We start from the raw sequence: 14,304 nt of genomic DNA on the forward strand, positions 1-14,304 counted from the left end.
GGTTGATTGTTATCCATAATTGGCATCATATTCGGCATTTGATTGTTATCCATGATTGGCATCATATTCGGCATTTGATTATTATCCATAATTGGCATCATATTCGGCATTTGATTATTATCCATAATTGGCATCATATTTGGTGGTTGATTGTTATCCATGATTGGCATCATATTCGGCATTTGATTATTATCCATAATTGGCATCATATTCGGTGGTTGGTTGTTATCCATAATTGGCATTATATTCGGCATTTGATTATTATCCATAATTGGCATCATATTCGGCATTTGATTATTATCCATAATTGGCATCATATTCGGCATTTGATTATTATCCATAATTGGCATCATATTCGGCATTTGATTATTATCCATAATTGGCATCATATTCGGTGGTTGGTTGTTATCCATAATCGGCATCATATTTGGTGGTTGGTTGTTATCCATAATTGGCATTATATTTGGCATTTGAATATTTGGCGGTATGACTTGTGGAATAACTACATTTTCTTTCGATACATTTGGTGATACTATATTCCCTACGTTTTCTTTCTTCACTTGTGGTGACACTATATTCCCTACATTCTCTTTCTTCACTTGCGGCGATATTATATTCCCTACATTCTCTTTCTTCACTTGTGGTGACACTATATTCCCTACATTTTCTTTTTTCACTTGCGGTGACACTATATTCCCTACATTTTCTTTCTTCACTTGCGGTGATATTATATTCCCTACATTTTCTTTTTTCACTTGCGGCGATATTATATTCCCTACATTCTCTTTCTTCACTTGCGGCGATACTATATTGTTTTTTTTCGTTTGCGGAGAAATGATATTGTTAGGTTTCATTTTACTAATTTGAGGAGCAATTAACTCGCTTCCTTTTTTTATTACATCTGAAATTTTATATTCTTTTTTTGGTTTTATTGGTGGTTGTGGCGGCTGCGGTAATACATTTACCGAAAACTTCGTGTTTTCTTTTTCCGCCGGTTTTTGTTTTTCTATCACAGGTGGTTTTTGAATAACAGACGGTTTTTCAACTGGTTTTTCTTTTTGAATTGGCTGTTCTTTTTGCATCTCTTTTTGCGGCTTTACCTGCATCTCCTTCTGTGGTTTCACCTGTACTTCTTTTTGCGGCTTTACTTGCATCTCCTTCTGCGGTTTTACTTGCACTTCTTTTTGTGTTTGTTGCATAGCTGGCTGCTGTGTAATTGGTGCTGATTGATACGTAACTTCTTCTTCATCTTCTATTCCAAGCGGAGTTGGTGTTGCTGCAAATTCTTTTTGCTGCACTTCTTTTACGTATTGCTTTGGAGGCGCTGAGCCTGCTCCAGCCTGTTGTTTCATATGAACACTCTTTGATGGCACTTTAATTTTCATACCTGGCATGATTAGATCAGGATTACTAAGTTGTGTATTTGTTTGTTTCAGCGTATCAAAATCCACTCCGTACTTTTTCGCAATTTTCCAAAGGGTATCCCCTTTTTGCACGATATGAATTTTCAAATTTTCCCCCTCCTGTATAACTTATCTATAAGTAACAAATCTCATGAAGTAACTCTTTCTAAATAACGTTAACTTCTTTTCACTTTCATCACTTCTTCGATTTTCAATATCATTTGAAGTGGAATAAGCATAAAAAAATCGCAATGATTTCTTCACAACAATGTATGCCCATTTCGTTCTCGTTATGATTATGTGCATGAAAAAAAGCAACGGGAATACCGTTGCTTTACACACGCTCTAACATACGATTTAATGCAAGAACCGCTTCTGCGGTTACTTGTTTATCTACACTAATAACGTTAATTTCTTCTCCTCTTTCTATCGTTTCAAGTGCCCATAATAAGTGAGGCAGATCAATTCGGTTCATCGTTAAACATGGACACATAAATGGATTAAGTGAAACAATTTCTTTATCTGGATGTTGCTGAATAATTCGGTTCACTAAATTCATTTCTGTACCAATCGCCCATTTGCTACCAGATGGCGCTGATTCAATCATATCAATAATATATTTCGTTGACCCTGCATAATCTGAAGCAGCTACAACTTCATAGCAACATTCTGGATGTACAATAATATTCATATCCGGATGATTTTTTCGTACATTCTCTATGTTTTTCACTGTAAAGTTTTGATGAACTGAACAATGACCTTTCCATAAAATCACTTGAATTTCTTCTATATCTCCATCGTACTCTAAAGAATCAGTATGCGGATCCCATACTGCCATTTTATCTAACGGGATACCTAAGTCGTACGCTGTATTTCTTCCTAAATGTTGATCCGGTAAAAAGACGAGACGTTCTTTTTGAGTAAACGCCCAAGATACCATTTGCTTTGCATTAGAAGAAGTTACTGTTGCTCCTCCGTTACGACCACAAAACGCTTTAATTGCAGCTGTAGAGTTCACATACGTTAACGGAATCATCGTATCTCCAAATAATTTCGTGAGCTCTTTCCACGCTCTTTCTGTTTGTTCAATATCTGCCATATCTGCCATCGAACATCCTGCACGCATATCTGGCAAAATAACGATTTGATCATCTGTCGTTAACATATCTGCTGTTTCCGCCATAAAGTGCACCCCGCAAAACACAATATACTTTGCGTCTTTATTGCTCGCTGCAACTTGCGCAAGCTGAAGTGAATCCCCTGCTGCATCTGAAAATTGTACCACTTCATCTTTTTGGTAATGATGTCCTGGAATGAATAACATTTTTCCCATTTTTTCTTTAATTTCATGAACACGCTTTTCCATATCTTCTTTTGACATCTTGTGATAACGCTCCGGTAACATCGTTTCAATTGGTTGCACTTTTTCTAAAATACTCATATTCCTTTCTCCCCCCTCTAAGCCACTTTCCTTATCCTTCAATATTGAAACTAATATCAAGTGCTTTCACTGAATGTGTTAACGCTCCAAGTGAAATATAATCTACCCCTGTTTTTCCGTATTTCGATAAATCTTCAATTGTAATGCCTCCTGATGCTTCCGTAACGATGGCACTTGGTACAATCTTTGAAAACTCTCTAATCTCATCTGGCGTACGGTTATCAAACATAATAATATCCGCTCCAGCCGCTACAGCCTCTCTCACTTGCTCCTCCGTTTCTGTTTCCACTTCTACTTTCACCATATGTCCTAATTTTTCTTTCAGCGATGTAACAGCTTTCGTAATAGAACCAGCAAAGGCAATATGATTGTCTTTGATCATGACACCATCATATAAACCGAAACGGTGATTAAATCCTCCTCCGCACACGACTGCATACTTATCAAACATACGTAGCCCCGGCATTGTTTTTCGCGTATCACAAATACGTGTATGGCTGCTATCTAAAGCAAGAACCGCTTTACGCGTCATCGTCGCTATTCCGCTCATACGCTGGATAACATTTAATATAACGCGCTCTGCTGTTAATAACGATGCAATTGGACCTTGCACAGTTGCAATGATTTCGCCTTTTTCTACAAGATCCCCATCTTTTTTATGAAGCTCTACTTCAATTCTCTCATCAATTAATTTAAATCCCGATTCAATTACTAAACGTCCTGCAAAGACCCCTGTATCCTTCGAAAGAAACGTTCCTTTTGAAAGCAAGTTATCTGGAAAAATAAGCTGAGATGTTACATCTCTTTCTCCTATATCTTCTAAAAAAAATCGATTTAATGCTTCTTTCACTTTTATCGTGTTCATAAAGCCCCTCTTCCCCTCATCACACAAGTTGTAGTTTTCTCTTTACTCGAACAATCTCTTTCTTTCCTACATTTCTATCTGGATAATCACTCCGGTAATGCCCACCAATACTTTCTTCTCTTTGCAGAGCTGACACAACTATAAGCTCACAAACCGTTAACATATTAATAAGTGTTATCTCTTCATTCGTAAGAACATCATGTTGTAATATCATATTTCGAACACCGTACTTACTAAGCCATCTCTTCGCATAAGATAAACTTTGCTCTGTTCGCACAATCCCAACATATTTCATCATGCATTTTTGTATTTCTTCTTTCGTCGGTAAATGATTCAGAACGATAAACTTCGCTTCCTTTTCGGCTAGCATGCTCACCTTTTCTTTTGTCTCTCTAGATAAAATGTGTCGTCCGATTCTTTTTCCAAACACAAGACCTTCTAATAATGAATTACTCGCTAATCTATTTGCACCATGAACCCCATTACAAGCTACTTCACCGACTGCGTATAGGTTCGGAATAGACGTCTCTCCATCACAGTTCGTTTTCACGCCGCCCATGTGAAAATGAGTACCGGGCACGACTGGAATAAGTTTTTTATTTATATCGACTCCATTTGTTTTACATATCGATGACACGGTCGGAAAGCGTTGTTCAAAGTTTTGAATCATTCCGATGTTTAAGTACACTTTTTCACCCGCAAGTAGCTGTTCATGAATAGCCCTTGCGACTACATCACGAGGCGCTAGATCCTGTTCGGAATGTATATCCATCATAAAACGCTGCCCTTTTCCATTTATAAGGACAGCTCCTTCTCCGCGAACAGCTTCGGACACGAGGCCGGAACAACGCCCACCCGCGTATAACATCGTCGGATGAAATTGTATAAACTCTAAATCTACAAGCTCTCCGCCTGCACGGTACACCATTGCAAGTCCATCGCCTGTAATTGTCTCATCATTAGAAGTAAAGGCGTATAAACCGCCAATACCGCCTGAAGCTAACACCGTATAATCTGCATTGTAACGTTTCAGTTCTCCTTTATTGTTACGAGTTAAAGCCCCAACACATTTATCTTTTTCTATAATAAAATCGAGCACCATTTCCTGTTCCACTACCGTAACGTATGGAGCTACTTCTTGAATAAGATGCTCTAATAAATTCTTTCCTGTTGCATCGCCACCTGCATGTAAAATACGACGTTTTCGATGCGCTCCTTCTTTTCCAAGATGAGGACCTGTTTCATCTCCATCAAATTTCATTCCTCTTTCAATAAGATTATTAATTTCTTTCGGCCCTTCCTCGACTAAATAACGGACCACTTCTTCATTATTATAATGACACCCTGCTACTAACGTATCTTCAAAATGATCATTAGGATTGTCATATGTAGCTACCGCTGCGGCAATTCCACCTTGAGCTAAATGTGTATTATTATTACGTTTCGTCTCCTTTGTGATAATAATCACATTCTTTTCGTGACAAATCTCTTTTGCAACACGAAGTGCCGCAACGCCACTTCCAATAATTAAGACATCTGCACTTGGCATAATTGTTGCCTCCTACTTTACACTTTTCAACTGTCTTGACACCTATATTTACATAGTTTTAAAATAATGACAAGAGTTTTTTTATAATTCTTATTTTCACTACCATTTAAAAAGTAAAAGAAATGTAACTCTTACTAGAGAGAGGAACTTACATGATGATATATCTTGACTATGCAGCTACTACACCTATGAGCGAGGAAGCGTTACAAACATATATGAAAGCAGCTTCTCAATACTTCGGAAATGAACAAAGTTTACATGACATTGGAGGAACGGCTTCTTCTTTATTACAAGTTTGCCGAAAAACATTCGCGGAAATGATTGGTGGAAAAGAACAAGGAGTATTCTTCACAAGCGGTGGCTCAGAATCAAACTATCTTGCGATCCAATCACTTCTAAATGCCCGAAATAAGAAGCATATTATTACGACACCTATGGAACATGCATCCATTCGAAGTTATTTTCAATCTCTAAAATCAAAAGGCTATACGATCACTGAAATTCCTGTTGATAAAAGCGGACTCATTTGTTTAGTAGATTTAGAGGCATCTATTACAGAAGATACTGTGCTAGCAAGTATACAGCATGGAAACTCTGAAATCGGAACCGTTCAAAACATTACAGAAATCGGGGCAATTTTGAAAAAATATAATGTTTTATTTCATACGGATTGTGTGCAAACGTTTGGTAAACTGCCTATCCATGTTTTTGAGATGGGGATTGATAGTCTTTCTGTTTCAGCACATAAAATATACGGACCAAAAGGTGTCGGCGCTTGCTACATAAATCCGCAATCTCGCTGGGAACAAGTATTTCCAGGAACTTCTCACGAAAAAGGATTTCGCCCAGGTACAGTTAACGTTCCCGGCATCGCATCTTTTTTAACAGCTGCTGAAAATATATTAAAAACTCAATGGGAAGAAAGTTTACGTTTTAAAGAGTTACGATCCTACTTTTTAGAGCAAATACAAACACTTCCGCTAGAAATTGAAGTAGAAGGTCATTCTACTTCTTGTTTACCACATATTGTTGGGGTTACAATAAAAGGAATAGAAGGTCAATATACTATGCTAGAATGTAATCGTCATGGTATTGCCATTTCCACCGGAAGTGCTTGCCAAGTCGGTAAACAAGAACCTTCGAAAACCATGCTTGCAATTGGAAAAACGTATGAAGAGGCCAAACAATATGTCCGCTTCTCTTTCGGACAACAAACAACGAAAGATCAAATTGATACTACTATTCATGCACTACACACAATTGGAAATCAATTTTATAGAGGTGTTAAATCATAATGAAACAAAATGAACAAAAAAAGATTTTAGGTGAAGAAAGACGACAGCTTATCCTCCAGTGGCTTCTCGCTGCAAATGAGCCGTTATCTGGAAATGAACTATCGAAGAAGACAAACGTAAGTAGGCAAGTTATCGTGCAAGATATTTCCTTACTTAAAGCACGAAACGAACCAATTATTGCGACTGCTCAAGGCTATTTATATTTAAAGCCACAAGAGAAACAACAAGCTTTTGAACGCGTAATCGTATGCCAGCACAAACCAGCAGAAGTACGTCAAGAACTTACAATGCTTGTTGATCACGGTGTTACGATTAAAGACGTAAAAGTTGAGCATCCTGTATACGGCGATTTAACAGCATCTATTATGGTAAGTAATCGCTTTGATGTAGAACAATATTTACAAAAAATAGAAAACACAAATGCTTCTTACCTTTCGCAACTAACAGATGGTATTCACTTACATACAATTGAGGCCGATTCTAAAGAAAAGTTAGATGCTGCTTGCAAGGCACTGGATAAAGCAGGATTTCTCGTTTATTAATGTAAAGCACAGAGTTTTTATAATTCTCTGTGCTTTTTTAATGCTATAATATTGTAATCAATCGTAAAGGAGATCACTTATGGGAATTAAACTCGTTCACTTTAGCATTGGCAAACCGAAACAAATGAAATATAGCGAAGATAAAGAAATGATTACTGGTATATGTAAGGAACTTACAGAAGAAGCTTTCCTCTCAAAAGATGGATTCCTCGGCGATGACGTAGCAGATTTAAAACATCATGGCGGTCCTGATCGAGCTGTTTGTGTATACCCACACGAGCATTACGCACTATGGGAAGAGGAATTTCAAACTACGCTTCCAGCTTCCACATTTGGCGAAAACATTACCGTAACAAATATGTTAGAGCGTGATGTTTGCATCGGAGATACATATCAACTAGGTGAAGCAATCATTCAAGTGACACAAGCAAGAGTACCTTGTAGCACTATTTCAAAACGCCTCGGTATTCCTGGCATTTTGCCGCGCATTGTAGCAACTGGATTTACTGGCTACCTATGCCGTGTTCTTCAAGAAGGTACTGTACGTAAAGATTCTAAAATTACATTACTAGAACGTCAACCGAGCAATATTTCTGTGTTGTTCTCTAACGAAATCTATTTTCATAATAGAAAAGATAAAGATGGCATAGAAAAAATTCTTGCTGTTCCAGAACTAGCTGATATTTGGCGTGGTCAGTTAGAAGAGCGTCTTGTGAAGTTAAAATAAAGAATCCCACCAGGTAAAACAGTATTGAGTTCTGATATGCTCCCCATTAGGTAGACAGATAAAAAATAAAAATCTGTTTATCTAATGGGGGTATTTTTATTTTCTCTTCCTTCACGTCCAAACATATAAAAATATATTTCATATTATATATGGACAACCTTTAACCCTTATATATGAAGGGAGTGATTAGTTATGGCAGATTACTTCTTAAAAAATGGAAAAAAATATTATAAGAAAAATGATCATCCATGTAATTCTTCAAATTCAGATTCAACTAACTGTTTTATACAGAACTATACTATTTTCGGTACGGAAGATACCCCTCAAGATCTTGATATGACAACTGGAATTCCTCGAACTGTATTTGAAAACTTCACTAAAAATCATAATAAGACACTTATTAAATTTAGTTTCAGTCCTGCATTTGCAACAACGATTAGATTAACAATTGCAAGATTAAACCATCGCTCTCCACTTACATTTACCTTAACACCAGGAGATATTAAAACATTTTTAGTAGAAGATGTTTTGAGTATTACTTTCTCAGATACTGTAGCTCCATCTACACTTAATCTATTAATACAACAAACGAATTGTATTTGCTGCAGTAATTCGAACAATGATGAATCCTATTATTATAATAGTTGTAATGATGCGTACTAAAAACACGACAAAAGAGTGACCTATTCCTAACAGAAAGCCGTCCTAAAATATCTTTTAGGACGGCTTCTTTATTTTGCTAGCTTAATTACATCACTTACTCCAATAGAATCGATAGCTTACTCTGCCTCAAACCGATAAACAACTTTTCATTTCAAACAAGTTTAACAACAGCTCCCTTTACAACCAATAAGAAGAATAACTCCCCAGCACAGTAACAGAAAAACCGAGTGCTTCAAGTTCCATCGTTACGCCTGGCAATAATACGTCATCATACGCTTTATCGACATCGATTAAGAAAAAGTAATTTCCAAGACCTGTTTTCATCGGACGCGATTCGATTTTTGATAAGTTTAATTTTCTCCATGCGAAAGCTGATAACACTTGATATAGGGCACCTGCATAATCTGCAGGTAACGTTATCATAAGCGTCGTTTTCTCTCCGCGGTTCTCTCCGTTATTCGGGAGTACTGCTTTCTTTTTCTTATGGAGTACTAGGAAACGTGTGTGATTATTTTTATGCGTATGAATGCTACGCCTCACAATTGTTAATCCATATTTTTCTGCAGCTGCTTCATTTGCAATAGCGGCAATTTTCTCTTCAGGATGTTCTTTCACATATTGCGCAGCGGCACTTGTGGATGTCATATCTCGAACAGTTACTCCTTTTAATTCTTCATTTAAAAATTTATGGCACTGTGCAATGGCATGCGGATGAGAATGCACCGCATATACTTCATCCCACACTTCTGCATACTGCGGATGTACAAGTAAATGCTGCTGAATTGGTACTGTAATTTCTCCTACAATGGAAAGCGGCTGCTCATGTACAAGGTAATCAACCGTTATATTCACTGAACCTTCTATTGCATTTTCTAACGGTACAACTGCGAAGTCTACATTTTCATTTGCAGCTGCATCTATACAATCTGGAATCGTTCGATACGGTACATGCTCTGCTTCCGGAAAAAAACGACTCACCGCCATATTTGTAAATGTTGCTTCTGGTCCTAAATATCCTACTCGAATCATCGTCTTTTCCCCTCTTTTTCGTTTTCTTACTGTTATACCATACTTTTTTATATTCTTCTATGCAAATTTCGAATATTAAAAAAAGACTAGCTTTCGCTAGTCTAAATGTTTCTTATATTCTCTTTGAGCGAAGAAGAAATAAATGATACATGCTGCGATATAAAACAGAATGAACAAACCTACTTTTCTTAATGATCCATCCATAAAAAGCGTATTATGAAACGTATATAACGCAACTGCACTATGCATACTCCCTACTATAATTGGCGCAAAAAATAGCATACATAATTGCCAACGAGAAATTTTCCATACTTCTTCCTTCGTCATTCCAAGTTTAGAGAGTGCACCATACTGCTTTCGGTCCGATGCAATATTATGGAACCATTTAAAATACACGATACTACATGAAGTAAGAAAAAATAATATACTAATAAATGAGCCTACAAATAGAGTAATATCGCCGCCTTCTTTCATATTTACATATAACTCCATATTGCTTCGAAATGCATTATTATCTTGTTTCATATGTTTCCGTAAATCTTCATTTAATTTCTTCGTCTTTTCGATATTTGGTAATGTGTAGCCTCTATATATCATTTTTTCAGAATCAGGAACCTGATTTGCTATACTGTCAAAATCTTCATCATTCATAACGAAGAACAGACCATTAATGTACGAGGGATGATGGTTAAATTGAACACCTTCTTTCTGACCGTTAAATACGAATTGATATGGTTGATTCATTACTTGCAATTGAATCTCTTTTTGATTATATACATTCGAATTATTGTATTTATTATAATAAACGAGTGTCACTGTACCTTTTTTAGGACGATACGTTTTCTGTTTTTGTTTCCTCGCTTCTTGGTTATATTCACTTTCTTTTATAAGCGGCGCTATTGTTGTTTCTCCCTTATTAGACTGAAAGGATGCATACACTCCAATAAAACTCATATATTGAAAATCATCATACTCATATTGATGCAGTAATTTTTCAACCGCACCTTCTTCAAAGACTTCATGAGTAGAAATACCTTTTTCTATGTACGAAAACGAGTGTATCCCTCCAGTTCGCCACATATCTTGCATGCTAGAAAAATATAAGAACACCGTACCTGTTGCTGTAACTACAAACGTCGTTGCCATAGACATCAGAAAGAAAAAGCGACCATTTTCCTTCATTCGATGTGACAATTGATTCACTATAAATAAATACGGATATGTATACATAATCTTTTTATTTCGCTTTATCATTTCTAACACTTGGGTAGCACCATGCGCGAAAGAAAAGTACGTTCCAAAAAAGACAAGTATAGACACAGGGAAAAAGTATATCGCTATCGTAGCCATCGTCACTTGTAGCGCCAACGCATACCCGCCCACTAAACAAGCAAAACCGAATAAACAGAGCCACTTTGATGTTTTCTTCTCTTTTTTATCTGTTCGAAATTCTTTCAATAACCGAATGATTTTTATATTCCATATACGTAAAGCACTTATAAAAGATAATAGAATAAAAACGACTATATATGTAATAAATGTTACACCAATCGCCCTTACGTCAAATATAACAGGTAGTTCTTTCGGAAGCCCCAGTAACATACTAAATACCATAAAAAAGAGTTTTAAAAATATCATACCAAGCCCAATACCGAAAATATTCGCGAAGACCCCGATTAAAATTTGCTCGGTCATAATCACTCCTATTACGTTAGACTTCGTTGCTCCCATTAACATATATAACCCTAATTCTTTCTTACGTGCTTCTATGAAAATAGAAGTAGAGTACAAAATAAATATGACGAAAAAAGAAATGATTATAACATTACATATGATAAGTCCCCAGCGTACGTTTTGATACCACATCGTCTCTTGCATATATGGATGCACAATGACAGACATATATGCGTAAGAAGCAAATATTGCAAAACAACTACTTAAGAAAAACACTTTATAATTACGCCAATTTCCTTTTATATTTTGCAGCGCTAGTTGCCGAATGTTCATCTATCGTCCTCCTGTAACTTACTACATAGGCAAAAAGCTAGAGATTCCCCTAGCTTTTTACGTGTTTTAAATATCCTCTTTGCGCGATCATAAAGTAAATGGCAGAAGCTAAAATGTATGCTCCAATTACAAGCGCACCTGATTTCCACAAATCAATATAAAGCATTTTCCCTAACGTATGAAGAGCAACTCCACTATGAATGGAACCGATTAAAATTGGGATAAAGAAGATAACTCCCATTTGTCGAATCGCAATTTTGCGAATTTCTTTATCTGTCATACCGATTCTCTTTAACGATTTAAATTGAATACGATCTTGTTCTTTATCGTTAAACCATTTAAAGTATGTCATACTACAAGCGAAGAAGAAGAACAGTACTGCTACGAAGAAACCGATGAACATTGTAATTGCTCCACCTTCTCTTATATCCTTATACGCAAACACTGAATTTCTCAATTCTCCTTGCTTTTCTGGTGCAATTTCATTTTTCAAATCTAATACAAGATCTTCTGTACTTTTCCAATCCTCAATATAATAACCGTAATATTTCGTCTTTTCTTCATCTGGTACGAGTTTTGCATATTTCTCAAAATCTTGATCATTTACAACGAGATATTCACTATCATTAAAAACAGAATACTGCGTTGGGGCATTTAATTGAACAGACTGCTTTTGTCCGTTAATTGTAAATTCATACGGTTTCGTACGATCTATCTTCATCAGTTCATTTGACATATCAACCATAACCATCGTTGCACTACCCATTGCATTATGAATTTCTGAAGGCTGCTCTCTCTTTTGTTTACGCACTTCCGCATTATATTCTTTTTCTGAAATAATCGTCATCGGTACTTCATGTTCACTATTAAACAACGTTATTTTCTGTGTTGCTGGTAGTTTTATGTATGTTACTTTTCGCGCATCTTCAAACCCGTGTCTCTTCACAAGCTCCTGTACCTTTTCTTCATTAATAAGGCTATATGTATTTAACCCCTTTTCCTCATATGAGATAGCATGTGGTGTAAGTTCTACAGTTTTCGCACTCAAATTTTCAAAATATACGTAAAGCGTGCCAACTGCCGAGGATACAATCGCCGTAATAATAGAAATTACAAATAAAAAACGAGCATTATCTTTCATTTTATAAATAAGGTTGCTAAGAACAAACATATTTGGATACGTATAGAAAGATTGCTTTCTTTTTTGTAATGCTTTTAATACAACTGTACTACCTTGTGTAAATAGTAAATACGTTCCGCCAATTGTCAGTCCTACCACCGGTAAAAAGAGGATGATGAAATTCAGAAACGTTACTTGGAAGCTAAGTACATATGCAGCAATAATACATCCTATACCAACTACACTTAACCATGTAAATGCAAACGGCTCTACTTTTTGTTTTCTTGCTTCTTTTAATAAATCAATAATTTGCAAGCGTCCTACTGTCCAAACACTAAATAATGATAGGATTAAAAATAGAATAAAGTATACACCAGCTGTAATAAGAACTGCTTTACTATTCCAAACGAGTGGAAGTGTCTTATCTATTTTCAATAATACGCTTAACGCTTGGAAAAATAATTTTGAACAAAGCATTCCAACCCCAATACCAACTACAATTGCAATACCACCTAACATCAGTTGTTCTAATATAATCATTCGGCCGAGCTGCGATTTCGTTCCGCCTATTAATGTTAGTAGACCAAACTCTTTTTTTCTTGCTCGTAAAAACGTTGAATTTGCATATAAAATAAAGAGTGCCGAGAAGATGACCACAATATAATTCATCGATTCTAATCCTTTTGTAATCATCTTTCTCATACTAATATTACCGCTTACGACATCTGGATGATAAATAAAAGAAGCATACATGAAAAATACGACAATCGATAAACAACTACTTATAAGAAACGCTTTATAGTTACGCCAATTCCCTTTTACGTTATTAAGCGCGAGCTGGCGAAAGTTCATGATATTCTCCTCCTAGCATCGCAAGTACGTCCAGAATTTCTTGGAAAAAGGCTTGTTTCGTTCTTCCTTTATGTATTTCTGAGAAAATTTCTCCGTCGCGAATGAATAGAATACGTTCGCAATAACTCGCTGCTACTGGATCATGCGTTACCATTGCAATTGTCACTTTCTTTTGTTCATGTAAGTCTTGCAACGCGCTCATTAATGATTTTGCTGACTTCGAATCTAAGTTTCCAGTCGGCTCATCTGCTAAAATTAACGTAGGCTCATGAATAATCGCTCTCGCAGCTGCTGCACGTTGCTGTTGTCCGCCTGATACTTCGTATACTTTTTTATTTAAAATTTCTTCGATGTTTAAAAACTTCGCAATTTCCAGTACTTTCGCATCGATTTCATTTACAGATTTCTTCGCCATTACAAGTGGTAAAATGATGTTTTCTTTAATGGATAACGTATCAAGTAAGTTAAAATCTTGGAAGATGAATCCTAAATGTGTACGGCGAAACTCCGCTAATTTGGCAGCACGCATTTGATTAATTTCTTCACCATTTACAAGTACATGACCTGAAGTTTGCTTATCAATTGTTGCTAATAAATTTAAAAGCGTCGTTTTCCCGCTTCCTGAAGGACCCATAATCCCTACAAATTCGCCTTCTTCTATTTTAAAATTTATATCGTTTAAAGCAGTCGTCGCTACTGAACCTTTTGATTGGTACACCTTCGTTAATCCTTTTACTTCAAGAACACTCATTTCTAATCCCCCTATGTGTTTTCTTCTTACATTTACTATAAGAAAAATAAGAAAAAGAAA

11 protein-coding genes and 1 pseudogene are annotated in these 14,304 nt (G+C 36.2%); 4 read left to right on the forward strand and 8 right to left on the reverse strand.

Annotated elements, in window-relative coordinates:
- Window positions 1-1,354: 1,354 nt before the first annotated feature.
- The 4 genes and pseudogenes from safA to nadB form a co-directional block, all read right to left on the reverse strand.
- Window positions 1,355-1,511 (reverse strand): annotated as a pseudogene (gene safA / locus AC0ONG_RS20850) (SafA/ExsA family spore coat assembly protein); the annotation flags it as partial.
- A gap of 226 nt (window positions 1,512-1,737) precedes the next feature.
- Entirely contained in the window at window positions 1,738-2,844 is a 1,107-nt protein-coding gene (gene nadA, locus AC0ONG_RS20855; RefSeq protein ID WP_000025283.1) for a quinolinate synthase NadA, read from the reverse strand.
- A gap of 31 nt (window positions 2,845-2,875) precedes the next feature.
- Complete coding sequence (gene nadC, locus AC0ONG_RS20860) at window positions 2,876-3,709, reverse strand: carboxylating nicotinate-nucleotide diphosphorylase (protein ID WP_001092241.1); 834 nt, start codon at window positions 3,707-3,709, stop codon at window positions 2,876-2,878.
- Between the two features lie 19 nt (window positions 3,710-3,728).
- Complete coding sequence (nadB, locus tag AC0ONG_RS20865) at window positions 3,729-5,258, reverse strand: L-aspartate oxidase (protein WP_016098985.1); 1,530 nt, start codon at window positions 5,256-5,258, stop codon at window positions 3,729-3,731.
- 152 nt (window positions 5,259-5,410) lie between these two features.
- Between nadB and AC0ONG_RS20870 the strand changes: the two genes are divergently transcribed.
- From AC0ONG_RS20870 to AC0ONG_RS20885, 4 genes are all read left to right on the forward strand, one after another.
- Window positions 5,411-6,553 (forward strand): IscS subfamily cysteine desulfurase, encoded by a 1,143-nt coding sequence (locus AC0ONG_RS20870; RefSeq protein WP_000973781.1) that lies wholly within the window; start codon window positions 5,411-5,413, stop codon window positions 6,551-6,553.
- Entirely contained in the window at window positions 6,553-7,095 is a 543-nt protein-coding gene (locus AC0ONG_RS20875) for a transcription repressor NadR (RefSeq protein ID WP_000812273.1), read from the forward strand. The genes AC0ONG_RS20870 and AC0ONG_RS20875 overlap by 1 nt, the downstream gene beginning before the upstream one ends.
- 79 nt (window positions 7,096-7,174) lie before the next feature.
- Complete coding sequence (locus AC0ONG_RS20880) at window positions 7,175-7,822, forward strand: MOSC domain-containing protein (protein ID WP_000511662.1); 648 nt, start codon at window positions 7,175-7,177, stop codon at window positions 7,820-7,822.
- Between the two features lie 192 nt (window positions 7,823-8,014).
- Window positions 8,015-8,485 carry a hypothetical protein gene (locus AC0ONG_RS20885; protein WP_474203910.1) on the forward strand — a complete coding sequence of 157 codons (471 nt, stop codon included), beginning with the start codon at window positions 8,015-8,017 and terminating at the stop codon, window positions 8,483-8,485.
- Window positions 8,486-8,662: 177 nt separating this feature from the next.
- Here the strand turns inward: AC0ONG_RS20885 and pheA are convergent, their stop codons facing one another.
- From pheA to AC0ONG_RS20905, 4 genes are all read right to left on the reverse strand, one after another.
- Window positions 8,663-9,514, reverse strand: a complete 852-nt coding sequence (gene pheA / locus AC0ONG_RS20890) for a prephenate dehydratase (protein WP_000621701.1) — start codon at window positions 9,512-9,514, stop codon at window positions 8,663-8,665.
- Between the two features lie 96 nt (window positions 9,515-9,610).
- The gene (locus tag AC0ONG_RS20895; RefSeq protein WP_001026363.1) at window positions 9,611-11,521 is read right to left on the reverse strand and encodes an ABC transporter permease; all 1,911 of its coding nucleotides are present in this window, start codon (window positions 11,519-11,521) and stop codon (window positions 9,611-9,613) included.
- 49 nt (window positions 11,522-11,570) lie between these two features.
- Entirely contained in the window at window positions 11,571-13,493 is a 1,923-nt protein-coding gene (locus tag AC0ONG_RS20900) for an ABC transporter permease (RefSeq protein WP_086397886.1), read from the reverse strand.
- The gene (locus AC0ONG_RS20905; protein ID WP_000114530.1) at window positions 13,468-14,244 is read right to left on the reverse strand and encodes an ABC transporter ATP-binding protein; all 777 of its coding nucleotides are present in this window, start codon (window positions 14,242-14,244) and stop codon (window positions 13,468-13,470) included. The genes AC0ONG_RS20900 and AC0ONG_RS20905 overlap by 26 nt, the downstream gene beginning before the upstream one ends.
- Between the last annotated feature and the right edge of the window lie 60 nt (window positions 14,245-14,304).

Source organism: Bacillus sp. TCT6 (genome assembly GCF_056033845.1).

Excerpts from the sequence above, each read along its gene's own strand:
- nadA (WP_000025283.1), bottom strand. The coding sequence starts at position 2,844 with ATGAGTATTTTAGAAAAAGTGCAACCAATTGAAACGATGTTACCGGAG.
- nadC (WP_001092241.1), bottom strand. The coding sequence starts at position 3,709 with ATGAACACGATAAAAGTGAAAGAAGCATTAAATCGATTTTTTTTAGAA.
- nadB (WP_016098985.1), bottom strand. The coding sequence starts at position 5,258 with ATGCCAAGTGCAGATGTCTTAATTATTGGAAGTGGCGTTGCGGCACTT.
- AC0ONG_RS20870 (WP_000973781.1), top strand. The coding sequence starts at position 5,411 with ATGATGATATATCTTGACTATGCAGCTACTACACCTATGAGCGAGGAA.
- AC0ONG_RS20875 (WP_000812273.1), top strand. The coding sequence starts at position 6,553 with ATGAAACAAAATGAACAAAAAAAGATTTTAGGTGAAGAAAGACGACAG.
- AC0ONG_RS20880 (WP_000511662.1), top strand. The coding sequence starts at position 7,175 with ATGGGAATTAAACTCGTTCACTTTAGCATTGGCAAACCGAAACAAATG.
- AC0ONG_RS20885 (WP_474203910.1), top strand. The coding sequence starts at position 8,015 with ATGGCAGATTACTTCTTAAAAAATGGAAAAAAATATTATAAGAAAAAT.
- pheA (WP_000621701.1), bottom strand. The coding sequence starts at position 9,514 with ATGATTCGAGTAGGATATTTAGGACCAGAAGCAACATTTACAAATATG.
- AC0ONG_RS20895 (WP_001026363.1), bottom strand. The coding sequence starts at position 11,521 with ATGAACATTCGGCAACTAGCGCTGCAAAATATAAAAGGAAATTGGCGT.
- AC0ONG_RS20900 (WP_086397886.1), bottom strand. The coding sequence starts at position 13,493 with ATGAACTTTCGCCAGCTCGCGCTTAATAACGTAAAAGGGAATTGGCGT.
- AC0ONG_RS20905 (WP_000114530.1), bottom strand. The coding sequence starts at position 14,244 with ATGAGTGTTCTTGAAGTAAAAGGATTAACGAAGGTGTACCAATCAAAA.